We start from the raw sequence: 24,785 nt of genomic DNA, 5'->3' as shown, positions 1-24,785 counted from the left end.
CTTACTTATCTGCACATACTTTTTTAGGAGTGGTTGGATTGACTCCAAAACTATCACAAGGCAAACAAACATTTAAATGATGTAGCAAATAACCAATAGTTGCAAAATGATGAATCGCATGACTATGTGACTGTGCTAATATAGCTCCTAAAGTTGTTTTTACAGTACAGCATCCACTTCCTAAATCATCAACAACACTCACAACTATTTCTAAATCAGAATGTTCTATGTTTTTTAGTTTACCTATAATTGTGTTAAAATAAGTAATTCCGTAAGCTGTATACGTTTCTACATTTGTATTTCTTTCTCTTTTGGTAAAATCAATAACTTGAGATTCAAAACCTAAAAAAACACAATGAAACATGTCTAAAATATGTCTAGAATGTGCTCCTATACTTGAGTGATATGGAGCAATGCTTTTGTTAGTGTATGTATCATCGCAAATATTTTCTAATAAGTATTTTCCTTTTTCTAAGTTTTTAATAACATCCTCTATCATATAGTTCTATTTGCTTTTAATTCTCTTTCGTAGGTCGTTTAAATATAAAAAAAATTACAGTGCCATATGTTACTAACCTTAAATCAACATTAATTAATATTATTAAAACAAGAATAACTACCTCTATTTAACAATAAACTAATGTTAATCAACCTAAATTAACAAATCCTTAAAAATCAAGGAGTTCATAAAAAAAGAGTGTTTTGTATTATAAATATTATTAATTTTGATTCCTATAAATAAAATTGAATTATGGCTGTATCTAAAAAATTTTTAAAATCTAAACCAGTATGTAAGGTAACTTTTGCTTACACTGCACCAGAAGTAAAAGAATTATCATTAGTAGGTGATTTTAATGAGTGGGATGCTACTGCAACTCCTCTAAAGAAATTGAAAAACGGAACTTTTAAAGTTGTAGTTGATTTGGATATTGACAAATCTTACGAATATAAGTTTATTGCTGATGGTGAATATGTAAACGATAGCGAACCTGAAGCATTAGTTTTTAATGAATTTGCAAATGCAGAAAACTCTTTACTTGAGTTATAAAAATATTAAAATTAAGTTCTAAAGCCTTTAACAGTTGTTAAAGGCTTTTTTTATATATTTAATCTTCAAAAAAACAACATATCATATGGCAAACGTAACCCTAAAATCTAACCCTTTTACAACTGTTGGTGACTTACCTAAGGTAGGAAGTAAAGCTCCTTCTTTTACATTAACAAATACAGATTTGGCTGAAGTTTCTTTAGCAGATTTAGCTGGAAGTAACTTAGTATTAAACATTTTTCCTAGTGTAGATACAGGTACTTGTGCAACTTCTGTAAGAACTTTTAATCAAAAAGTAGGATCTTTAGACAACACTAAAGTGTTATGTATTTCTAAAGATTTACCATTTGCTCACAAACGTTTTTGTGGTGCAGAAGGAATAGAAAATGTATTAAGTTTATCGGATATTAGCGGAGACTTTGGTAAAGACTATCAAGTTGCTTTTGCTAACGGACCTTTAAAAGGATTATTATCTAGATCTATTGTAGTTATTAATACTGCTGGTGAAGTAATTTATACGGAACAAGTAAGTGAAACTACAAATGAACCAGATTACGAATCGGCATTAGCTGCTTTATAAAAATCTCAAGGGCTTGCAACTGCAAGCCCTTTTTTAAGTATTTATGAAAACGGAACAAAAAAACATCGTAATAGATAGATTACATAGCTTGCGTTATGCTTTTAAAGGCTTTATTTATTTATTAAGAACAGAAAATGCTATTAAAGTTCACGCTTGTAGTACAGTGCTATTAACTTCACTTGGAATATTTGTACAATTAAATATTACAGAATGGATGTTTCAATTTTTAGCCTTAGGCCTTGTAATTAGTGTAGAAGCCCTAAACACTTCTATTGAAAAAATAGCCGATTTTGTACAACCTAATTTTGATAAAAAAATTGGAACTATTAAAGATATTAGTGCAGGAGCTGTTCTCTTTTCTGGATTATTTGGAGCCATTATTATTGGCCTAATTTATATCCCTAAAATTATACAATACTACTCTTAGTATTTCCCTATCTTTGCTAACCTGTATTTAAAATTTAAATATGCCAAAGAAAACCAACACAAAAACAAATAAACCCAACCAACGAAAAGAAAAAATACAAGAGTTTGTAAACAACAGACAAACCCAAACCGTTGTTGGATTGTTTATTGCTCTTTTTGGTGTTTTTTTATTTACCTCTTTTGTTTCTTTCTTTTTTTCATGGAAACAAGACCAAAGCACCTTATCTCAATTAGGTGACAAAACCGTTGTGGCTCAAAACCTATTAGGAAAAGTGGGTGCCAACCTAAGTCATTTCTTTATTTATGATGGTTTTGGAATTGCTGCTATGCTAATTCCAATCTTATTGTTTTTTACAGGAGTTTATATTCTATTAAAAATTCCGATTAGAAAAATTGCAAGATCTTGGAACTGGGGTATTTTAGGTTTGATATGGACAGCTACTACTTTTGGTTTTTTTGCAGATAAAAATGCTTTAGTAGCAGGAGTTGTTGGTGTAGAATTAAACAGCTATTTAATTCCTTATTTAGCTCCTTTTGGGTTGTTAATTATTTTAATTTTTGGATATGCAACCTACTTTGTGATTCGATTTAAAATAACCCCCGAAAAAATTAAAAGTTGGTTCCCTAAAAAAGAGGATCTTCAAAATATAAAGTCCGACTTAGCTGTTGAAGATGAAACTCCAATAACACAGAAAAAACAAACTACAGAAACCGTTTCTCCTATTCAAGAAAAAGAGGAAACCAATTCTGACAAAAAACCAACCGTTGTTAAAGACAATATTATTTCTTTAGATGAATTTGAAGAAACTGAAAAACCATTGTCTTCTTTTGAATTGAATGTAAAAGATGTAACACCTACCATTCAAAACCATTCAAGCATCAAAAAAGAGGAACCTAAAAAAGAGGCTAAAAAGTCAGAAGAAATCAAAATTGATATTGAAGCTTCTAAAAAAGAAGAAACATCAACCAGTAACTTATCTGATAAATTGGTTAAAGATTTTGGAGAATTTGATCCTACCCTAGATTTAGGAAACTATAAATTCCCAACATTAAACCTTTTACGTGAATTTGACGAAAGTATTTCTGTAGATTCCGAAGAACTAGAAGCTAATAAAAATAGAATTGTAGATACGCTTAGCAATTACAAAATTGGAATTGCACAAATTAAAGCTACCGTTGGACCTACAATTACCTTGTATGAAATTGTACCCGATGCTGGGATTAGAATTTCTAAAATTAAAAACTTAGAAGACGATATTGCTTTGTCTTTATCAGCTTTAGGAATCCGTATTATTGCTCCAATTCCAGGAAAAGGAACCATTGGTATAGAAGTTCCTAATAAAAAATCTAACATTGTTTCTATGAACTCTGCGATTGCTTCTAATAAATTTCAGCAATCTAAAATGGAATTACCTATTGCCTTAGGTAAAACCATTTCTAACGAAACTTTTGTTTTTGATTTGGCCAAAGCTCCTCACATGCTAATGGCAGGTGCTACAGGACAAGGAAAATCTGTAGGTTTAAATGCTGTATTAACATCATTATTATACAAAAAACACCCTGCAGAAGTTAAGTTTGTTTTGGTAGATCCTAAAAAAGTAGAATTAACTTTATTTAACAAAATAGAACGTCATTATTTAGCAAAATTGCCAGATTCTGAAGATGCTATTATTACCGATACCACCAAAGTTGTACACACTTTAAATTCTTTGTGTATAGAAATGGACAATCGTTACGATATGCTTAAAAACGCAATGGTTCGTAACATTAAAGAATACAACGATAAATTTAAAGCTAGAAAATTAAATCCTAACGACGGACATAAATTCTTACCTTATATTGTTTTGGTAATTGATGAATTTGCCGATTTAATTATGACAGCGGGTAAAGAAGTAGAAACACCTATTGCTCGTTTGGCTCAGTTGGCTCGTGCCATTGGTATTCACTTAATTGTGGCTACACAACGTCCATCTGTAAACGTAATTACAGGTATTATTAAAGCCAATTTCCCTACACGTGTTGCCTTTAGAGTCACATCTAAAATAGATTCTAGAACCATTTTAGATGCTCCAGGTGCCGATCAGTTAATTGGTCGTGGAGATTTATTATACTCTAGTGGTAACGATTTAATTCGTGTACAATGTGCTTTTGTAGATACTCCTGAAGTTGAAAAAATTACCGATTTTATTGGTTCACAAAGAGCTTATCCAGAAGCTTATCAGTTGCCTGAATTTGTAGGAGAAGAAGGAAATGGTACAGAACTTGATATTGACATTAGCGAAAGAGACAAATTATTTGGTCAAGCTGCAGAAACCATTGTCATTGCACAACAAGGATCCGCATCTTTATTACAACGTAAATTAAAATTAGGGTATAACAGAGCAGGTAGATTGATCGATCAATTAGAAGCTGCTGGAATTGTAGGTCCTTTTGAAGGAAGCAAAGCCAGACAAGTTTTAATTACCGATTTAACAGCCTTAGAGCAGTTATTAGCCAACGAAAAAAACAACTAGAATGAAATTTAAAATTATGATTGCCTTAGCAGTATTTGTAAATGCTGTAGGATTTAGTCAAAACTCACCACAAGCAGAAGCTATTTTAAACAAAGTATCTAAGACTTTAGAACAACAAAAAAACATAACTATTGAATTTACCCATACTTTAGAAAACAAAGTGGTAAATATCAAACAAGCTAGTCAAGGTTCTGCTATTATAGAGGGAGATAAATACGTGTTAAACTATTTAAACAACATCATTTTATTTGACGAACAAAAAAGTTATGTAATTTCTCCTGAAAACGAAGAAATCAACATTACAGATGCTAATGATATTGATGACGAAAGCTTAACTCCTTCAAAATTATTATCATTTTACAAAAAAGGATATACCTATCAACTAGCAAAAAAATCTGGAGACATTCAATTTATCAAATTAATTCCTACAAAAGAATCTGAAGAGGTTTCTCATATCATGTTAGGAGTTAACACCGCTAAAAACCAAATTAGCTCTTTAACAGAAGTAGGAACCAATGGAACCAACACTAGTTTTGATATTACGAGTTACAAAACAAATCAAACCTTAGCTCCTACTACTTTTGTTTTTAACAAAGCAAAATATGTAGCTTTAGATTATTACATAAACGAATAAGCACCTAGTTGAAAACTTTAGACAAATACCTTATTAAGAACTTTTTAGTTCCTTTTACAGCCTCTTTTCTAATTGTAATGTTTGTATTGGTCATGCAACTATTATGGTTAGTGTTTGATGACATTGCTGGAAAAGGAATTGATATTTCTATTATTTTTAAATTTTTATGGTACACCTGTCTATTGGTTACCGCACAAGCATTGCCTATATCGGTTTTACTGTCTTCTATCATGACCATGGGAAACCTTGGAGAAAATTACGAATTGGCAGCTATTAAATCTTCAGGAGTCTCTTTTTATAGATTTTTAAGGCCTTTAATTGTTACAGCAGGAATTATTAGTTTGATTAATTTTTTAATGATTAATTACACCTTTCCTTATGCTAGTTTAAAACAAAAAAACTTACTCTTAAATATTAAAAAAACACAGCCTACACTAGCTTTGGTTGCGGGTAGTTTTAATGATGAAATTCCAGGCTACAGTATTAAATTTGCTGAAAAATATGGTGAAGAAAACAACTTGTTAAAAGATGTTATTATTATAGACACCAAAGGACTAAAAGAAGATCAAACAGTAATTACTGCCAAAAGAGGAAAAATTACGACCGAAGAAGGTAGTAAATACATGACCTTAATTTTAGAAGATGGTTATTATTTTGAAGACCATACTGCCGATAAAAAAAAGAAAGAAGACAAACTAAGAATGCCGGCTTCTATGGCAAAGTTTGAAAAATACACGGTTAACATAGATATATCTGATTTAACAAGTAGTGATTTAGAAGAGGAAAAATACAAACATCACTACACCATGAAAAATCTGGTGCAATTACAGAACAGTTCTGATAGTTTAAAGGTTTCTTACGACAAATACTTAGACATTAAGTTTAAAACTATGCAAAGTAGTATAGGTACAGAAAGTTTATCAGACTCTATCACTCCTGGTATTAAAGAATTAAAACCAAATATTCTAGATAATTTTGAACTACAAAGTCAACTATCCATATTAACCCAATCTTTAAGTAGCGTTACCAATAAAATTAGAAATGTTAAGGCTTATAAAGATTATTATAAAAGAAAACGAAAAGATTTAAACAATCACGATTACCAGTATCATTTAATTTTAACAAGTTCCTTTTCATGCCTGTTGCTATTCTTTGTAGGAGCATCCTTAGGATCTATTATTAGAAAAGGAGGATTTGGTTTACCCATGATTGTAGCTATTATTATATATGTAACCTATCACTTTACAAATACCTTTGGTAAAAACCTGGCAGAAGAAAGTAGTTTATCTGCATTTTTAGGAGGTTGGTTGGGTACTTTAATTATGTTGCCGCTTGCAATTATATTTACGATAAGCGCTTCAAAAGATATGGGATTCATTAAATTTGGTGTAATTTTACTACCGTTTAAAAAACTATTCAATAGACTTAAAAAAAGAGATGAATAATACAGAAAACACTTCTAAAATAAAGTTAGACAGCATTCAAGCAGCCATAGAAGATATCAGAAATGGTAAAATGGTAATTGTTGTAGATGATGAAGACAGAGAGAATGAGGGAGACTTTATAGCAGCCGCTGAAAAAGTAACTCCAGAAATGATTAATTTTATGGCTCAACACGGTCGTGGATTAATTTGTGCTCCATTAATCGAAGAAAGGTGTGAAGAATTAGGGTTAAACATGATGGTGGACAACAACACTGTTTTACACAATACTCAATTTACCGTATCTGTAGATTTAATTGGAAACGGATGTACTACTGGAATTTCTGCACATGATAGGTCTAAAACTATTTACGCATTAACTCAACAAGCTACAAAACCTCAAGATTTAGGTAGACCTGGACATATTTTTCCGTTAAAAGCTAAAGAAGGTGGTGTTTTAAGAAGAACTGGACATACAGAAGCTAGTGTAGATTTAGCTAGATTGGCAGGATTAAAACCTGCTGGAATTTTAGTTGAAATCTTAAACGAAGACGGTAGCATGGCTCGTTTGCCTCAATTAAAAGAGGTCGCTGATAAATTTGACTTAAAATTAATCTCTATAGAAGATTTAGTTTCATACCGTATGCAACACGATTCTTTAATTGATAAAATTGAAGATTTTGACATTGAAACTCGTTTTGGAAAATTTAGATTAAGAGCTTACAACCAAACGACCAATAACCAAATTCACTTAGTACTAACTAAAGGATCTTGGACTAAGGATGAAGCTGTTCTTTGTAAAGTAACACCCAATGCTTTTGGTAACGATGTTTTAAACACCTTAACCAAAGGACCTGAAGATAAATTAGCTAGAATTTTTGATAAAATTAATCAAGAAGGAAAAGGAGCTGTAGTATTTATCAATCAAGAACAGAAAACCTTTAATTTAAAAAAGCGTTTGATTGACTTTAAAAATGCTCAAAAAGGAATCGCAACCAAAGAAGAAACTTCTTCTCCAATGGATGAAAAAGATTTTGGTATTGGAGCGCAAATTCTACACAATATAGATATTACCAAACTAAAATTATTAACCAACTCACCCGCACAAAAAAAACGTGTAGGTATTACCGGTTATGGTTTAGAAGTTATAGACAGAATAAGCTATTAACAATAAAAGCTGAGCAAATTTGCTCAGCTTTTTTGTTTCCCCAAATTTGTATTTGGTTCCAACTTAAGTACTTCTCCTTTTTCAAACCAGAAAGCTTTTTTACCACCTCTCAAGAAAACATCGTCTCCTTTAACGCGTAACCAGCTTCCCTCTTTGAGTCCTAATACTTTTGTGTTTTCTATACACTGAAATTCTTTGATTCTAACCGCTCTAGTTTCACCTTTATGCTTAGATTTTTTACTAGGTTCTAAATAATGAACATTAAAATTAAAAGGTACTATTCCTAAAGTTTTATAACTAGGTGGCAATACAATAGGCATATCGTTAGTGGTTTGCATACTCAATCCAACAATATTGGTTCCTGCACTTGTCCCCAAGTAAGGAGTTCCTTTATTAATAGCTTCTTTTAAAACTTCCCACAAACCAGAACAATACAATTTAGAAACTAATAAAAATGTGTTTCCTCCTCCTACAAAAATCCCTTTGGCATTTTTAATAGCTGCTCTAGAATCCTCAAATTCATGTAAACCTTTTATTTCAATTCCTAAACTACCAAAAGCTTGCTGCACCAAATCAGTATAATCATCTAAAGAAATTCCACTGGGTTGCGCATAAGGAATAAAAAGCACCTCTTCTATATCTTTATAAAGCTTGTCAATCGTAGGTAATAAATACGCTAAATATTCGGATCCATGTACACTTCCTGAACTTGCTAGTACTAAATTTCTCATTAACATAGGTTTATTTAAATATAAGTAAATATTCATAAACAAAGAAAATACAATACCGGAATATCTAATTTTTATTAAATAGCTAATGTGCTATTAAAAACAATAGGGTATTGTAAAAATAAACGATTGCTAATTACATAATCCCCTAAAAACAAGCAATCTAACAAAACAGGCATCGTTAGATAAAACATATGTATCAACCTTAAAATCATTTGTAACTACGCGCTTCTTATATTATGTCGAATTTTACTTTAAATATTATAAAGATTTAATTCCATAAAAATGAAGTTTATAAAATACATTACAATCTTAACCTTGCTAGTTACAAGTTATGTAAATAGCACTAACAAGCCAGAAACTACAAAACCTAATGTAATTCTTATTATAACCGATGATCAAGGTTATGGTGATGTTGGAGTCTTAGGAAATCAACTTATACAAACTCCTAATATTGACTCTTTCCACAAAGAAAGTTATCACTTAACTAATTTTCACGTAGGTCCAACTTGTGCTCCTACCCGATCTGCATTAATGACCGGACGTTACGCGAACAGTGTAGGTGTTTGGCATACCGTAGGTGGATGGTCTTTACTAAGAGAAGGAGAAAAAACGCTAGCAGATATGTTTGCAGACAGTGGTTACAAAACAGGTGGTTTTGGTAAGTGGCACTTAGGAGATAATTATGATTTTAGACCTGAAAATAGAGGTTTTCAAGAAACGGTAATGCACGGTGGTGGTGGTGTTCATCAAACTCCTGACTTTTGGAATAATGATTATTTTGATGATACTTATTACAAAAATGGGGAACCTAAAAAATATAAAGGATATTGTACTGATATCTTTTTTAACGAAGCTTTACGCTTTATTAAAAAGAACAAAGATCAACCTTTCTTTTGCTACTTAGCACCTAATGCACCACACGGACCTTACAACGTACCTGTTGAATACTACAACAAATACAAAAATATTAGTGCTGACAAATTAACAGAAAAGCAAAAACGCTTTTACGGAATGATTACCAATATTGATGACAATTTTGGAAAATTAAGAGATGCTTTAACAGAATTAAAAATTGCAGACAATACCATTTTAATTTTTATGACAGACAATGGTACCTCAGCAGGATATAGTAGAGATGGTAAAAAAGGATACAATGCAGGAATGAGAGGAACCAAAGGAAGTCCTTACGAAGGTGGACACCGTGTACCTTTCTTTATACATTGGAAAAACGGAAAATTATCTAAATCTAAAGACATCAATCAACTAACAGCTCAAATAGACATTATGCCTACTTTGGCTGATTTGTGCAACATTGATTTGCCTAAAAATCACAAAAAAATTGACGGTAAAAGTATTGTACCTTTCTTTAAAAGACCTTCTAAAAAAGACAATAGAATGGTTATTACTGATTCTCAACGTATTCAACGTCCAGAAAAATGGAGGGGTTCTGCTGTGATGCAAAACAAATGGAGATTGGTAAATGGTAAAGAATTGTACAACATAGAAAAAGATCAAGGTCAAAAACAAAACATTGCCGCTAAAAACCCTAAAAAGGTAAAAGAAATGCGTGCTTTTTATGAAAAATGGTGGCAACAAGTTGCTGTAGATTTTGACAAAGAAGTATACATAAAAGTAGGTTCTAAAAACGAAAACCCAGTAACCTTAACTGCTCACGATGTGCATGCACCTAACGGAAACCAACCATGGAATCAAAACTATATTAGAGAAGGAAGCAAAGGATATGGATACTGGACAATTGACGTTGTTGCAGAAGGAGATTATCTTATTTCATTAAAAAGATATCCAACAGAATCTAACTTAGGAATTAATGATACTGTTGAGGGAACAACCACCCAACAAAACCCTGGTTTAGAATACGATATTCCTGCTGGAGTAAACATGAACTATAAAAAAGCATTCATTAGCATTGGGAAAAACGCAACACAACAAACCAGAGTTGCAGAAGATGATTTATCTGCAAAATTTAAAGTTCACCTAAACAAAGGGCAACAACAATTTAAAGCAAGTTTTCAAAACAACAAAGGAGAAGACAACGTTGCATACTATGTATACATAGAAAAACTATAGTTTCAATTTTAAACCAAACGTATGTTTCAATTTATCCAAAGAATCAGTTTAGCATTCATTCTTTTCATTCTCATAAGTTCTTGTAGCACACAAGAAAAAAACACTTCTGTTAAAGATCTCAATTTTAATAGCGATTGGTTGTTCTTAAAAGACAGTATTAATGGAGAAAAAGCAGATTTAAATGATACGGATTGGAGAAAATTGGACTTACCTCATGATTGGGCTATAGAAGGTCCTTTTAGCAACGAACACAATGCTAGAACAGGTGGATTGCCTGTAACAGGTACGGCTTGGTACAGAAAACATTTTACCGTTGACAAACAATACAGCAACAAAGTAATTTCTGTTGAGTTTGATGGGGCTATGAACAATGCCAAAGTATGGCTTAACGGAAACTATATTGGTGAGAGACCTTATGGATATATTGGTTTTGAATTTGATTTAACTCCCTATATTAAATATGGACAAAACAATGTTATTTCCGTGCAATTATCTCCTAAAGATCTATCTGCCAGATGGTATCCTGGAGCAGGAATTTATCGTAATGTTCGTTTAAAAATTAACAACGGAGTACACATTCCGCAATGGGGAACTTATGTAACAACTCCTAAAATATCTAAAGAAAAAGCAGAAGTACATCTTCAAACCAAAATATTAAACACTCAAAATAAAACTTCATCTATAGTGTTGCAAACCTCACTTTTAAATCCAAAAGGAGCACTTGTAAACACTTCAGAAAAGTTAATTACCATCAATAAAAAAACATCACACACTGCAACAATTGTAGCAACTGTTGAGCAACCTGAATTGTGGAATTTAAACAGTCCCAATTTATACAAAGCTATTAGCAAAGTATTGGTAGATGGTGTTATTGTAGATGAATTTGAAACAACTTTTGGAATTCGTAGCATTAAAGTTGATAGAAATGATGGATTTACCTTAAACGGAAAAAAAATAAAATTTCAAGGAGTTTGTTTGCATCACGATCAAGGTCCTTTAGGAACCGCTATTAATTTTAGAGCCAAGCAAAGACAACTAGAAATTATGAAATCTATGGGAGTTAATGCCCTTAGAACAAGTCACAACCCTCCTTCTCCAGAAATTTTAAAAGTTTGTGATGAATTAGGAATTGTAGTTATTGTAGAAGCTTTTGACGAATGGAAATTAGGGAAAGTAGAAAACGGATATCACTTATATTTTGACAAATGGCACGAAAAAGATTTACGTGACATGATCAAAAGAGATCGTAACCACCCTTCTGTAATTATGTGGAGTATTGGAAACGAAATTTTAGAACAATCTAGAAAAGAGGGTTGGAAAATCACCAAAAAACTAAACGACATTTGTCACGATGAAGACAATACAAGACCTACAACTATTGGGTTTAACTACTTTCCTGCTCCATTTAAAAACAAATTAGCCAATTATGTTGATGTCGTAGGAATGAATTATTGGCCAGAAGAATATAGTAATATTTTAAGAGACCATCCTGATATGATTGTGTACGGTTCAGAAACCTCTTCTATGACTAGTAGTAGAGGGGTATACCACCTTCCTATTGATTATAATGAACAACACAAAACCAATCACGTGTCTAGTTACGATGTTATTGTGGGCCCACCTTGGGCTTATGCTCCTGATGTTGAATTTGATGCTTTAGCAAAAGAACCTCGTGCTTTGGGTGAATTTATTTGGACCGGTTTTGATTATTTAGGAGAACCTACTCCTTATGGAGGGAGAGACAATTCTACCAATGGATATTGGAATGACGATTGGCCATCACGTTCCGCATATTTTGCTCCTGTAGACTTATGTGGATTTCCTAAAGACAGATATTATTTATACCAAAGTCAGTGGACTACAACACCTATGGTACACGTATTACCACATTGGAATTGGAAAGGACAAGAAGGAAAAAACATTCCTGTAATTGCCTACACCAATTGTGATGAAGTAGAATTGTTTGTAAACGGTAAATCTTTTGGTAAAAGAGTTAAAGGAAAAGATGTTACAGAAATTCCATCAGAATATCACGGGTTTAAAAAAGGAATGTACAAGTCTAAATATAGATTAAGCTGGAATGTTCCTTACCAACCAGGAAGCTTAAAAGTAGTAGCCTATAAAAACGGAAAACAAGTAGCTAGCAAAGAAATTAAAACAGCTGGGCAGCCCGCAAAAATTAAATTAATTGCAGATAGAGATCAAATCAAAGCCAACGGAGTAGACTTGTCTTATGTTACGGTAAGAGTAGAAGATAAAGATGGAAATTTATGTCCTAATGCAAACAACACAATCAATTTTAGTGTAGAAGGAGCAGGTACATTGGCAGCTGTTGGAAATGGAGATCAAACTTCTTTGGCTTCTTTTCAAGCAAATCATCGTAAAGCTTTTAACGGACAATGTTTGGCTATTTTAAAATCATCAAAAACAGCAGGAAAAATAACAATTACCGCAACGGCTAAAAACCTGAACAGTGATACTTTAAAAATTACAAGTAAAAACTAATGAAAAAACTACTGCTTTTAATCGCTTTTATTGGATGCAACTTGTTTGCACAAGAAACCTATCAACCTGAATGGGAAAGTTTAAAAAAACACAAGGCTGTACCCGATTGGTTTGCTGATGCTAAACTGGGAATTTACTTTCACTGGGGAGTTTATTCTGTTCCTGCACACGGAGGAGAATGGTACGGACGTTGGATGTATACACCTGATAGAATTGGTTGGGGAAGCACAATTTACAAACAACACAAAAAGGATTATGGAGAAAATTTTGAGTATCATGATTTTATTCCAATGTGGAAAGCTCCAAAATTTGATGCCAAAGAGTGGGTAGATCTATTCCAAGGAATGGGAGCTAAATTTATTGGTTCTATTGCAGAACACCACGATGGATTTTCTTTATGGGACAGTAAGGTAAACGAATGGAATTCTGTAAATATGGGACCCGATGTAAACGTGGTAAAGGCCATTGCAGAAGAAACGCAAAAAAGAGATTTAAAGTTTATGGCTACTTTTCATCATGGTTTTCACAACTTGTTTTTCCCAAAACAAGAAGGTTCCGTGTTACGTCCTGCTAGTAGACATTTGTTGAGTTATGAAAATGTAGAAACACCACAAGAAGAAGGTTTAAAAAAACTATATGGAGATTTATCTTACGAAGCCGAAAACAACATTTGGTTAGCTAAATTAAATGAGGTAGTAGATGAGTTTGTACCCGATTATATTTGGATGGATTTTGGACAACGTTATATTGATGAAGCTCACAGAAAACAATTCTTAGCTCACTATTTTAACAAAGCACAACAAAACAACAAAGAAGTTGTGGTAAATACCAAAGGAGACTTCTTCCCTACTGAACTATCCGTAGTAAATGTAGAAAGAGCTACCATGGAAGATATTACTCCAGAAGTTTGGATTACCGATTTTATTTTGGGAAGTTCTTGGTGCTATGATAAAACAAAGCGTACCGCTATAGACCCTAAAAAAGCCATTAGAATGTTGGCCGAAGTGGTGAGTAAAAACGGAGTAATGTTGTTGTCTGCTGGTCCTATGGCCGATGGAACCATGCCTATAGAACAAGTACAAGCCATGGAAAAAATTGGAGCTTGGATGAAACTGTATGGTGAAGCTATTTACAAGACTAGACCTTTTATTAGCTACGGTCAAGGGGTTACTGTTTTAAAAAGAGATGAAAGTGATGCTTGGAACGCTTACGGAGCCATAAAAAAAGGATTAGGAAATTTAAACAGTAAAGACATTAGATATACAACCAAAGGAAAAACGGTATATGCTTTACAATTAGGTTGGGATGCTAAAGATGGAGAACGTACCTTATCTGTTTTTACTAAAAAAAATCAAGTAAAGGTAAAATCTGTCTCTGTCTTAGGAAGCTCAGAAAAAATAAAATGGAAACAATCGAAAAAGGGTTTAACTGTTCATCAACCTCACAAAAAACCACTAGAAGCAGAGGCTGCTCTAGTTTATAAAATCACCTTAAAATAAATTAATCACAAAAAATGAAAAATACATTTAAAATAATTGCTGTATGCTGTAGCCTATTTTTTATGGCTGCCAAAGCGCAAGAACGTCCTAATATTGTTTTTGTTCTTACAGATGATCAATCTTACAACTTATTAGGTTGTACAGGAAACGAAATTGTAGAAACACCTAATATCGACAAGTTAGCCAAAGAAGGAGTAATGTTTACCAACGCACACGTATCTAGTGCTATTTGCACCCCTAGTAGAGTTTCTATTTTGTTAGGACAATACGAACGTAAACACGGTGTCAACTTTAATTCAGGAACTGCTGTATCAGACAAAGCTTGGGAAAAATCATATCCAATGGTTATGCGTAATGCAGGATACTATACTGGTTGGATAGGTAAAAATCACGCTCCTGTTGGAGAAGGAGGTTACGATAGTGGACTTATGGAAAAAAGTTTTGATTATTGGTATGCTGGTCACGGTCACTTAGGATTCTATCCTAAAGATAGACACAAAATTTTTAACGATGCCATTGCCAACACGCAACCAGAGGTAATTAACGAAGGTGTAGATGATTTTTTAGATCCTAATGCTCGTAAATTAAAAGGTGCTATAAAATTCTTAGAATCAAGACCTTTAGACAAACCTTTTATGTTATCTATCAATTTTAATTTACCTCATAGTGCCAGTACTAAAACTATGAAACTAAAACCTACGGATGATGCTTTATATAGAACTAAATATAGAGATATAGAAATTCCTTTACCTGAGAACTATATTGCTAAAAAAGATATTAAAACTCCTAAGCTACCTGCTGATTTATTAAGAGCAGAAGACAGACAAGATGGATACAATTACTCTGATACTCCAAAAGACGTAAAAGAAAGATATATTCGTCAATTAGAAGCTATGACGGGTATTGATCGTTTGGTTGGAAACTTAAGAAAAAAATTAAAAGACTTAAAAATCAATAAAAAAACCATCATTATTTTTACTTCTGATCACGGTTTATTTATGGGAGAACAAGGTTTAGGTGGAAAAGCTTTGTGTTATGAAAAAACAACACACGTACCTATTATTGTATTAGATCCTAAAGCAAAAAGAAAAACAAGAGGAATGAGAAGTGATGCTTTGGTACAAACAATAGACATTGCTCCTACGATGTTGGCTATGGCAGGAATAGAAATTCCTAAAGAAATGCAAGGAAAAGATATTTCTAACTTAATTAAAGGAGGAAACAAAGAAGTAAGAGACTATACCTACACAGAAAATTTATGGTCTACTCACTTTGGAAATCCTAAATGTGAAGCTGTACAAGATAAAGAATGGAAATACATTCGTTATTACAAAAACACCACTCGTTCTGCTACTCAAGAAATTAAAACAGCTAAAGCAATGGGAATTCCTGTAAACAAAATGTTATATGCAGTACACGATCCAGATATTGCTTACTACAGACATTTGGCAGAATCTTCTTTAGAAGGAGAACAACCTGTGTATGAGGAATTGTACAATTTAAAAAACGATCCTAACGAATTACACAATTTAATCAATAACCCAAAACATACAGCAGTTCTTCATAAATTAAAAGCAGCTTGGAAAAGACAAATTACCTATGCTAGAGGTAAAGGAACTCCTGCTGTATATAGATATACAAACGACAGTCATCCAGATGGAGGACATTAAGAACCGTTATTAAAAACATTTTCAACATCATTACCCCTATATTAACACATATGTATTCTTTTATGTCTATATATATTGATAATGTATTGAAAGTGTTTTTATATTTTTGATAACATCAAATATTTATTAAAGCTATGTTTATAAAACAAATTCTATTTATCTCCTTAAGTTTAGCTTTGGCTAGCTGTGGTGGTAAAGACAACAAAAAGAAAGAACAAAAAGGAAAACCTAATATTGTTTTTATTTTTACAGATGATCAAACCTATTCTTCTATTCACGCATTAGGGAATAATGAAATTATTACTCCTAACATGGATAAGTTAGTACACAACGGAACGACACTTACACATGCCTACAATATGGGATCTTGGAGTGGTGCCGTTTGTTTGGCTTCTAGAGCTATGATGAATACAGGTAGATTTGTTTGGAATGCTAAAAAATTTACAGGAAAATTTAAAAAAGACGGCAATGTTAACAAAACCTGGGCTAAGTTATTAGAGTCTGGAGGGTACGAAACTTACATGACAGGAAAATGGCATGTACATGTAGATCCTAAATTAGTTTTTAACCATGTAAAGCACGAACGTCCAGGAATGCCTTTAGACAATTGGGACTGGAAAACAATGAATAAAAAATTTGATTCTATTTCAAAAATAAAAGGTGCCAATCCTGATGATATTATGCCTATTGGATACAATAGACCACAAAATGAAAACGATCATTCTTGGGATCCTACCGATTCTAAATTTGGAGGTTTTTGGCAAGGTGGTAAACATTGGAGCGAAGTTTTAAAAGATGACGCTATTTCTTTTATTGATGAAGCAAAAACAAAAGACAATCCATTTTTTATGTATTTGGCTTTTAATGCTCCTCACGATCCTAGACAAGCTCCACAAGAATATCAAGACTTATACGATGTGAATAAAATTTCAGTTCCAGAAAGTTTTATTCCTGAATATCCTTACCGTAAATCTATTGGTAACGATAACAATTTAAGAGACGAAGCTTTGGCTCCATTTCCTAGAACAGAATATGCCATTAAAACTCACACCAAAGAATACTACGCAAGTATTACACATGCCGATGCACAAATTGGATTGATTTTAGAAGCTTTAGAAAAATCAGGAAAACTAGACAATACCTACATTATTTTTACAGCCGATCACGGATTGGCAATGGGTAGACACGGTTTACTAGGAAAACAAAACTTATTTGACCACAGTATAAGACCTCCTATGGTTGTTTTAGGACCAGACATTCCTAAAGACAAAAGAGTAAATACAGAAGTTTATTTACAAGATGCAATGGCTACAGCGCTAGATATTGCAGAAGTAGAAAAACCTAACTACATAGAATTCAATAGCTTTTTAGACATTGCTAGAGGAACTAAAAAAGAAAGCAACTACAAAGAAATTTATGGAGCCTATTTAGATGTACAAAGAATGATTCGTAAAGATGGATACAAATTATTAGTATATCCTAAAATTGAAAAAGTACTGCTGTTTGATATGAATAACGATCCGGAAGAAATGCAAGACCTTGCTAGTAATCCTGAACAAAAAGAAAGAGTACAGCAATTATTTAAAGATTTGTTACAACTACAAAAAGACATGAACGATCCTTTGGATATTTCAGCTATTTATCACAAGCTTTAAATAATGTTAACAATCTTAAAAACTCCCTAAGTAAATAACTTAGGGAGTTTCTTTTACTGCTAAGCTCATCTATTAGACATTTGGTCTACATATATAAACAACAGTTTCAACGCTTACTACAATTAAGACTTATTTTAGCAATTCAATTATATCTTCAAAATCAATGAACAGATTTTTAACCTTACTATTCGTTTGTGCTGCAACATTTGTAACCAAAGCACAACAAAATGATTGGGAAAACCCACATGTAAATCAAATTAACAAATTACCTGCTCGTAGTACGTTTTATGTATACGACAATGAACAACAGGCTTTACAAGCAAATAGAGAAGCTTCTAGTTTGTACAAATCATTAAACGGAAGCTGGAAATTTAATTGGGTGGCTAAACCTGCAGATGCTATTAAAGGTTTTGAAAAAACAGATTTTAACACCCAAAATTGGAAAACTATTGATGTACCCTCTAACTGGGAAATGAGAGGATATGGAACTCCTATTTACACCAATGCTACTTATCCTTTTTTTAGTGATTATCCAAACATCAATCACAACGACAATCCAATAGGTCATTATGTAAAAAACTTTAAGCTAGAAGATTCTTGGCTAGAAAAAGACATTATTCTACATTTTGGAGGAGTATCCTCTGCTTTTTATGTATGGGTAAATGGTGAATTTGTGGGATATAGTGAAGACACTCGTTTGCCTTCTGAATTTAACATTACAGAACATCTTAAAAAAGGAAACAACAAAATTGCCGTAAAAGTATACCGTTGGTCTGATGGTAGCTATTTAGAAGCACAAGATCATTGGAGACTAAGTGGTATTGAGCGTGAAGTATATGTACAAGCAGTTCCTAAAGTTAGATTGTCTGACTTTACCGTTCGTACAGATTTTGACAACAATTATCAAGATGCTTTGTTACAAGTTAGACCTACATTTGTTGCAAACACCAAAGATAAATACTTAAAAAAAGTAGGTCATTTTGGATCAAAACCGTTAAAAACAAAATATGATAACTGGACCTTAACTACAACTCTAGTAGATGCAAAAGGTAAAACAGTAGATACTCAAAACATGAAATTGGGTAAGTATTTTACAGAAAATCATCCACAAAGAGATCAAGTTTATTTTGGAATGATAGAATCTAAAATTAAACAACCTAAACAATGGTCTTCAGACGATCCTTACTTATATACTTTATTGTTTACCGTAAAAGATGAACAAGGAAATACCACTCAATATTCTAGTACCAAAGTTGGTTTTAGAGAAGTAAAAATAGATGCTAAAGGACGATTTTTAGTCAACGGAAATTCTGTAAAAATGATTGGAGTTAACAGACACGATCATCATATGACTAACGGAAAAGCCTTGTCTAGAAAAGACATGGAGGCTGATGTTAAATTATTAAAGCAATTTAACTTTAATGCCGTTAGAACATCTCACTATCCTAACGACCCTTATTTTTACAATTTGTGTGATGAGTATGGAATTTACGTAATGGACGAAGCCAATTTAGAAACACATGGTGTTAGAGGTTTAATTACCAATGATGCTGAATGGGGATCAGCTTATTTAGAAAGAGCGATTCGAATGGTAAAAAGAGACAAAAATCACCCAAGTGTGGTAATGTGGTCTTTAGGAAACGAATCTGGAACAGGTCCTAACCACGCTGCTATGGCAGGTTGGATTAAAGACTTTGATCCTACTCGTTATGTTCACTACGAAGGAGCACAAGGAGTTCCAACACATCCTGATTACAAAAAGAACAAGTATAGACATGGATTTGGAAATCCTACCGATCCTAAATGGGTAGATATGATTAGTAGAATGTACCCATCTCCTACGCACTTACAAAGTTTAATAGACCATACAGCTCCTATAGACAATCGTCCTGTTATTATGTGTGAATATGCACATGCTATGGGGAACTCTTTAGGAAATATGAAAGAATATTGGGATGTTATATACAAAAATGACAGAGCTATTGGAGGATATATTTGGGATTGGATTGACCAAGGTATTTTAACCAAAGACAAAAACGGAAAAGAATACTTAGCTTATGGTGGAGATTTTGGAGATACTCCAAATGATGGAAGTTTTTGTATAAATGGAATTATTGCTGCGGACAGAACTCCAAAACCTGAAATTTATGAATGTAAAAAAGTAAATCAGCCTGTAGTCATTACTGCTGTAAATGCTATAAAAGGAGATTTTAAGATTCTAAACCGTCACCATGCTATTGATTTATCTAAATACCAATTAACTTGGGAATTGTTGAAAAACGGAAAAATCATCAAAACGGGTACTTTAGAAAGTTTAACCACTGCTCCTACTCAATCAGAGAATATCCACATCAACCTTAAAAAGCCAAAAGCAAATGCAGGTGATGAATTTTTCATCAACATTAAAGGTCATTTAAAAGAAGATACTCTTTGGGAACAAAAAGGATATACGGTTTTTACAGAACAATTTCAGTTAGACTATACCAGCAAAACGGTAAAAAATATTAAAGTATCTTCAAAAGAACTAAACGTTTCTCAAGACGATCATCAGATTAAAATTACCGCTAAAAACAATGCTGTTATTGTTAATAAAACAACAGGACTGATCCAAAGTTATACAGCAAATGGAACTTCTTTATTAGCATCGCCATTAGCTTTAAACTTTTGGAGAGCGCAAACAGAAAATGATCAGGCTTACAGACGTGCTAAAAAACAACAAAATGAGTTGGATTGGATGCAAGCAGGACAACGTATGACAGTTCACAATACCATTGTAAACAGTACCAAAGGGAAAGTAATTGTAGAAGTTAGCGGAAGCATTGCCAATCCTAAAACCGATGTAAATTTAACCTATACCATCCTAGCCAACGGATATGTTAAGGTAGATTATAAAGTAGTGATTGATAAAAATGCTCCTAACGTACCAAGAATAGGAATGTCTTTTGATATGGCTAAAAAATATGAACAAGTAGCATATTATGGTAAAGGGCCTCAAGCTAATTATGCAGACAGAAATACAGGTGCCTTTGTAGGTTTGTACAAAGCCAATGCTAACAACATGAACTACGAATACATTTATCCAGAAGAAAACGGAAATCGTATGGATACCCGTTGGTTTGCATTAAGTAACAAAGCCAATAAAGGAATTTTAGTAACAGGTGCGCAGCCTATCAACTTTAGTGTATCTCCTTACAGTTTAGAAAACTTAGAAAAGGCAAAACATACCTACGAGCTAAAACAAAGAGACGTATTTACAGTAAATGTAGATTTAAAACAAATGGGTGTAGGTGGAGACAACACTTGGTCTGCTATTGCAGAACCACACAAAGAGTATTTAATTACACCTGGAACTTATGAGTATAGTTTTTACTTAACTCCAGTAACCAATAAACAAGAAAAAGTAAAATTCTAAACTTGTAGTTTACAACACAAGCAAACCTCCTAAAACAATATAGTTTTAGGAGGTTTTTCTTTTATTTGGGAGCATACGAATCATTTGAAATACACAATAAATCAACCGTCCCCCAAGTTGCTAGAGGTTTTAATTAATTTTAATCTATAAATCAAAGACACCTATTTTTTTATGAAAAAATTAATAACATTCGCATTATCGTTATGTACTATTACTAGTTTATTTGCAGATCCTCCTACTCCTAAAAAAGGATTTCGTTGGGTATTAAACGAAGAGTTTTCTGATGAGTTTAACGGTAATCAATTAGACAAATCCAAATGGAACGACACCTTTAAAGGTTGGAAAGGAAGAAAGCCTGCCATGTTTCATCCTAGTACAATTTCTGTAAACAATGGAACCATGCAAATTAAAAATGCAGTGTTGGCAAAAGAAACTGACGGATATACCATTGCTGGAGGTGCAGTACAAAGTAAAAAAGAAACCGCTCATTTTGGATATTACGAAGTAAACTTTAAAGCTTCTAAAATTAACATGTCTACCACCTTTTGGATGTCTAACAGCAAACAACCCGTAGATTTTGTTACTAAAAAAAGTAACGGACAAAATTGTGCAAAAGATAAATACAGCCAAGAACTAGATATTATAGAAAGTATTGGAGGTACTTTTAACAGAACCGACAAGTTTAGAACGCAAATGAACTTTAACACCCATTACCGATATATAGATTGTGAAGGTGGTAGAGAAAAATTCTATTCGGCAGGAAACAATGCTATTGAAGGAAATGGACATAAAAGCAATGCAAAATTAGATACAGAATCTTGGGAAGCTTTCCATACCTATGGAGCTTATTGGAAAAATGCCAATGAAGTTTCTTTTTATGCAGACAATCGTTTTGTGGGAGACGTAAAAGTAAGTACAGAAGTTGTTGACAAACCTTTTGATAGAACTATGAAAATTAACATGGTTACAGAAACTTACAATTGGGTAAAGCCTGTGCCTACCGTAGAAGAGTTAAATAACGATGCGATTAACACTTCTTACTACGACTGGATTCGTGCCTACAAACTAGTTCCTATCCATCAGAGTGAACCCTCTAGCGGGACTCCTATTTATACTGAAGAGATTCAATTGACAGAAACTCCAAAAGTGTTGGGTAGAAAAAAAATAGAAATTTCTTTTACTTACAAAGCCAATCAAAACAAAAAAGCTGTTTTAAAGGTAATGGACAACCAAAACAAACTAGTCTCACAAAGTACAGTTAAATTATTAGCAGGATTTGGACATCAAACACAAGAGTTAAAATTGAAAGATAAAGTTTCTAAAAAAGGAAGTTATACCTATCAAATAGAATGGCTTACAAAATAAAACTAGCTATTTTTCATCTCAAAACAGTCCAATAAACCTTTACTCATAACTGCTATGAATGGTCTTCGAGCGGAGTCGAGAAGTAAAACACAAAACAATCCTAAACACCAGTAATTATATCTTTTACAATGGAATTTCTTAGACAGGAAAAGAACTAAAAGAAAACTATGATTCAATGTTCTCGACTCTACTTCGGTGTAACTCAGTACAAGCTAATCGAACACCCTAAAATAAGGGTTGGAAACACATATACTAGCTACAAACAATCTGTGGAAAAAAGCACATAAGGATTTAAAAAACAGACAACAAAAACCTTTGCTAATAACTGCTATAAATGGTCTTCGAGCGCAGTCGAGAAGTAGAATACAAAACAATCCTAAACACCAATATTTATATCTTTTACAATGGAATTTCTTAGACAGGAAAAGAACTAAAAAAAAGCTATGATTCAATGTTCTCGACTCTACTTAGAGTGTAACTCAGTACAAGCTAATTGAACACCCTAAAACAAGGATTGGAAATACATATACTAGCTACAAATAATCTGTAAAAAAAAGCACCTAAGGATTAAAAAAACAGACAACAAAAACCTTTACTCATAACTGCTATGAATGGTCTTCGAGCGCAGTCGAGAAGTAGAATACAAAACAATCCTAAACACCAATATTTATATCTTTTACAATGGAATTTCTTAGACAGGAAAAGAACTAAAAAAAAGCTATGATTCAATGTTCTCGACTCTACTTAGAGTGTAACTCAGTACAAGCTAATTGAACACCCTAAAACAAGGATTGGAAACACTTAAACTAGCTACAAACAATCTGTGGAAAAAAGCACTAGCAGCAAAAAATAAAAGTACCTCAGCTCTTAGGCAAAAGCACCTGTGCTTTTCAATAAAACCTCAGCAGCTCTTAACAAAAAGTACAGGTGCTTTTTTAAGGAACACATAAGGATTAAAAAAACAGCAAAAAAAAACGACAACCTTAGTTATCGTTTTTTGTATTATTTCTTTTTAGCTTTTATAATAAAATAAATTCCAATTAAGATTAAAGGAATACTTAACCATTGTCCAGTATTTAATGCCCAACTAGCTCGTTCATCTACCTGAGCTTCTTTAAAGAATTCGACAACAAATCTAACAGACCATAGTAAAGTAAAGAAAACACCAAATATCAAACCTAATTTTTCTTTGGCATTGGTTTTCCAGAACATATAAAAGATAATTGCAAACACTATTAAATACCCAAACGATTCGTACAATTGTGTAGGATGTCTTGGAAAATCTTCTCCCAAAGCTTTAAAAATAAATCCATAATCGGTTCCTGTTGGATGTCCAATAATTTCAGAATTCATTAAGTTCCCTAAACGAACAAAAACTCCTCCACTAGCAATGGTTAAACTCACTCTGTCTAACACATATAACAAAGGTTTTTGTAATATTTTTTTAGAGAAATACCACAAAGAAGCAATAATACCAATGGCTGCACCATGACTTGCCAATCCTGCAAAACCTGTAAATCTAAACGTAGGTTGAAATTTAAAAGGCAACAATATTTCTTCAGGATGTTGACTAAAATAAGCCCAATCGTAAAAGAAAACATGTCCTAGTCTTGCTCCTAAAATAGTTGCAAACACAACATACATTAATAATTTATCTAGTTTTTCTAATTCAATTTTTTCATGAATAAATATTTTCTTCATGATTTGATATCCCAATGCAAAGGCGATCACAAACATTAAACTGTAATATCTAATCACAAAAAAACCTAGGTCCAAACCAAGTGATGGATCCCAAGTAACGGCTAATAAATTCATAGTTCTTTTTTATTTTGTTTTTCTGGTACTGGGTCAAAACCACTTCCTCCCCACGGATGACAGCTAGCAATACGCTTTATAGCCAACCATCCTCCATAAATAATGCCATGCTTTTGCAAAGCTTCTATACTATAACTAGAACAGGTTGGTTGATACCTACAAGTAGCTGGTGTAAAAGGAGAAATAGCTCCTTGATAAAAACGAATCAATAGAATAAATGGAAATACAATTATTTTTTTTACACGATTCATAATG

General features: G+C 32.8%; 18 protein-coding genes. 14 read left to right on the top strand and 4 right to left on the bottom strand.

The window, feature by feature from the left end:
• Position 1: 1 nt before the first annotated feature.
• Positions 2 to 499 (bottom strand): DinB family protein, encoded by a 498-nt coding sequence (locus tag GGR97_RS02785; RefSeq protein ID WP_167896901.1) that lies wholly within the window; start codon positions 497 to 499, stop codon positions 2 to 4.
• 252 nt (positions 500 to 751) lie between these two features.
• Between GGR97_RS02785 and GGR97_RS02780 the strand changes: the two genes are divergently transcribed.
• The 7 genes from GGR97_RS02780 to ribB all read left to right on the top strand — a co-directional run bounded on the left by GGR97_RS02780 (position 752) and on the right by ribB (position 7,790).
• A complete protein-coding gene (locus tag GGR97_RS02780) occupies positions 752 to 1,048 on the top strand; it encodes an isoamylase early set domain-containing protein (protein ID WP_167896900.1) in 297 nt (98 codons plus the stop codon).
• Between the two features lie 85 nt (positions 1,049 to 1,133).
• Positions 1,134 to 1,628 (top strand): thiol peroxidase, encoded by a 495-nt coding sequence (gene tpx, locus GGR97_RS02775; protein WP_167896899.1) that lies wholly within the window; start codon positions 1,134 to 1,136, stop codon positions 1,626 to 1,628.
• 43 nt (positions 1,629 to 1,671) lie between these two features.
• A complete protein-coding gene (locus GGR97_RS02770; protein ID WP_167896898.1) occupies positions 1,672 to 2,055 on the top strand; it encodes a diacylglycerol kinase in 384 nt (127 codons plus the stop codon).
• Between the two features lie 40 nt (positions 2,056 to 2,095).
• Positions 2,096 to 4,567: an FtsK/SpoIIIE family DNA translocase gene (locus GGR97_RS02765; RefSeq protein ID WP_167896897.1), complete on the top strand. Its 2,472-nt coding sequence runs from the start codon at positions 2,096 to 2,098 to the stop codon at positions 4,565 to 4,567.
• Between the two features lies 1 nt (position 4,568).
• On the top strand, positions 4,569 to 5,201 hold the full coding sequence (locus tag GGR97_RS02760; protein WP_167896896.1) for a LolA family protein: 633 nt from the start codon (positions 4,569 to 4,571) through the stop codon (positions 5,199 to 5,201).
• An 8-nt stretch (positions 5,202 to 5,209) separates the two neighbouring features.
• A complete protein-coding gene (locus tag GGR97_RS02755; protein WP_167896895.1) occupies positions 5,210 to 6,646 on the top strand; it encodes an LptF/LptG family permease in 1,437 nt (478 codons plus the stop codon).
• Complete coding sequence (ribB, locus tag GGR97_RS02750) at positions 6,639 to 7,790, top strand: 3,4-dihydroxy-2-butanone-4-phosphate synthase (RefSeq protein WP_167896894.1); 1,152 nt, start codon at positions 6,639 to 6,641, stop codon at positions 7,788 to 7,790. Before GGR97_RS02755 ends, ribB begins: the two co-directional genes overlap by 8 nt.
• Positions 7,791 to 7,813: 23 nt before the next feature.
• On the opposite strand, the gene pepE is transcribed toward ribB, so the two are convergent.
• Positions 7,814 to 8,521 (bottom strand): dipeptidase PepE, encoded by a 708-nt coding sequence (gene pepE, locus GGR97_RS02745; RefSeq protein WP_167896893.1) that lies wholly within the window; start codon positions 8,519 to 8,521, stop codon positions 7,814 to 7,816.
• 282 nt (positions 8,522 to 8,803) lie between these two features.
• Here pepE and GGR97_RS02740 point away from each other — a divergent pair, with 282 nt between their 5' ends.
• From GGR97_RS02740 to GGR97_RS02710, 7 genes are all read left to right on the top strand, one after another.
• Positions 8,804 to 10,609 (top strand): arylsulfatase, encoded by a 1,806-nt coding sequence (locus GGR97_RS02740; protein ID WP_167896892.1) that lies wholly within the window; start codon positions 8,804 to 8,806, stop codon positions 10,607 to 10,609.
• Positions 10,610 to 10,630: 21 nt separating this feature from the next.
• On the top strand, positions 10,631 to 13,114 hold the full coding sequence (galB, locus tag GGR97_RS02735) for a beta-galactosidase GalB (RefSeq protein WP_167896891.1): 2,484 nt from the start codon (positions 10,631 to 10,633) through the stop codon (positions 13,112 to 13,114).
• A complete protein-coding gene (locus GGR97_RS02730) occupies positions 13,114 to 14,613 on the top strand; it encodes an alpha-L-fucosidase (protein WP_167896890.1) in 1,500 nt (499 codons plus the stop codon). The genes galB and GGR97_RS02730 overlap by 1 nt, the downstream gene beginning before the upstream one ends.
• Positions 14,614 to 14,627: 14 nt before the next feature.
• On the top strand, positions 14,628 to 16,283 hold the full coding sequence (locus tag GGR97_RS02725) for a sulfatase-like hydrolase/transferase (RefSeq protein ID WP_167896889.1): 1,656 nt from the start codon (positions 14,628 to 14,630) through the stop codon (positions 16,281 to 16,283).
• 134 nt (positions 16,284 to 16,417) lie between these two features.
• The gene (locus GGR97_RS02720) at positions 16,418 to 17,938 is read left to right on the top strand and encodes a sulfatase-like hydrolase/transferase (protein WP_167896888.1); all 1,521 of its coding nucleotides are present in this window, start codon (positions 16,418 to 16,420) and stop codon (positions 17,936 to 17,938) included.
• Positions 17,939 to 18,101: 163 nt separating this feature from the next.
• Positions 18,102 to 21,350 carry a glycoside hydrolase family 2 TIM barrel-domain containing protein gene (locus GGR97_RS02715; RefSeq protein WP_167896887.1) on the top strand — a complete coding sequence of 1,083 codons (3,249 nt, stop codon included), beginning with the start codon at positions 18,102 to 18,104 and terminating at the stop codon, positions 21,348 to 21,350.
• A gap of 171 nt (positions 21,351 to 21,521) precedes the next feature.
• Positions 21,522 to 22,715, top strand: coding sequence for a LamG domain-containing protein (locus GGR97_RS02710; RefSeq protein WP_167896886.1), 1,194 nt, complete (start codon positions 21,522 to 21,524; stop codon positions 22,713 to 22,715).
• A 1,002-nt stretch (positions 22,716 to 23,717) separates the two neighbouring features.
• Here the strand turns inward: GGR97_RS02710 and lgt are convergent.
• Together lgt and yidD are read right to left on the bottom strand one after the other, a co-directional pair.
• Complete coding sequence (gene lgt, locus GGR97_RS02705; RefSeq protein ID WP_167896885.1) at positions 23,718 to 24,530, bottom strand: prolipoprotein diacylglyceryl transferase; 813 nt, start codon at positions 24,528 to 24,530, stop codon at positions 23,718 to 23,720.
• Positions 24,527 to 24,781, bottom strand: coding sequence for a membrane protein insertion efficiency factor YidD (gene yidD / locus GGR97_RS02700; protein WP_167896884.1), 255 nt, complete (start codon positions 24,779 to 24,781; stop codon positions 24,527 to 24,529). The genes lgt and yidD overlap by 4 nt, the downstream gene beginning before the upstream one ends.
• Positions 24,782 to 24,785: the final 4 nt, after the last annotated feature.

Origin of the sequence: Wenyingzhuangia aestuarii, from assembly GCF_011927765.1 — a bacterium.
Classification (GTDB): Bacteria; Bacteroidota; Bacteroidia; order Flavobacteriales; family Flavobacteriaceae; genus Wenyingzhuangia; species Wenyingzhuangia aestuarii.
Note: the sequence above shows the minus strand (reverse complement) of the source record. Positions and strands in the feature narration are given on the sequence as shown.

What these genes read in the sequence shown, in the direction of transcription:
- lgt (WP_167896885.1), bottom strand. Translation starts at nt 24,530, where the DNA reads ATGAATTTATTAGCCGTTACTTGGGATCCATCACTTGGTTTGGACCTA.
- tpx (WP_167896899.1), top strand. Translation starts at nt 1,134, where the DNA reads ATGGCAAACGTAACCCTAAAATCTAACCCTTTTACAACTGTTGGTGAC.
- GGR97_RS02725 (WP_167896889.1), top strand. Translation starts at nt 14,628, where the DNA reads ATGAAAAATACATTTAAAATAATTGCTGTATGCTGTAGCCTATTTTTT.
- GGR97_RS02770 (WP_167896898.1), top strand. Translation starts at nt 1,672, where the DNA reads ATGAAAACGGAACAAAAAAACATCGTAATAGATAGATTACATAGCTTG.
- GGR97_RS02730 (WP_167896890.1), top strand. Translation starts at nt 13,114, where the DNA reads ATGAAAAAACTACTGCTTTTAATCGCTTTTATTGGATGCAACTTGTTT.
- GGR97_RS02780 (WP_167896900.1), top strand. Translation starts at nt 752, where the DNA reads ATGGCTGTATCTAAAAAATTTTTAAAATCTAAACCAGTATGTAAGGTA.
- ribB (WP_167896894.1), top strand. Translation starts at nt 6,639, where the DNA reads ATGAATAATACAGAAAACACTTCTAAAATAAAGTTAGACAGCATTCAA.
- GGR97_RS02760 (WP_167896896.1), top strand. Translation starts at nt 4,569, where the DNA reads ATGAAATTTAAAATTATGATTGCCTTAGCAGTATTTGTAAATGCTGTA.
- GGR97_RS02720 (WP_167896888.1), top strand. Translation starts at nt 16,418, where the DNA reads ATGTTTATAAAACAAATTCTATTTATCTCCTTAAGTTTAGCTTTGGCT.
- GGR97_RS02740 (WP_167896892.1), top strand. Translation starts at nt 8,804, where the DNA reads ATGAAGTTTATAAAATACATTACAATCTTAACCTTGCTAGTTACAAGT.
- yidD (WP_167896884.1), bottom strand. Translation starts at nt 24,781, where the DNA reads ATGAATCGTGTAAAAAAAATAATTGTATTTCCATTTATTCTATTGATT.
- GGR97_RS02765 (WP_167896897.1), top strand. Translation starts at nt 2,096, where the DNA reads ATGCCAAAGAAAACCAACACAAAAACAAATAAACCCAACCAACGAAAA.
- GGR97_RS02710 (WP_167896886.1), top strand. Translation starts at nt 21,522, where the DNA reads ATGAAAAAATTAATAACATTCGCATTATCGTTATGTACTATTACTAGT.
- galB (WP_167896891.1), top strand. Translation starts at nt 10,631, where the DNA reads ATGTTTCAATTTATCCAAAGAATCAGTTTAGCATTCATTCTTTTCATT.
- GGR97_RS02785 (WP_167896901.1), bottom strand. Translation starts at nt 499, where the DNA reads ATGATAGAGGATGTTATTAAAAACTTAGAAAAAGGAAAATACTTATTA.
- GGR97_RS02715 (WP_167896887.1), top strand. Translation starts at nt 18,102, where the DNA reads ATGAACAGATTTTTAACCTTACTATTCGTTTGTGCTGCAACATTTGTA.
- pepE (WP_167896893.1), bottom strand. Translation starts at nt 8,521, where the DNA reads ATGAGAAATTTAGTACTAGCAAGTTCAGGAAGTGTACATGGATCCGAA.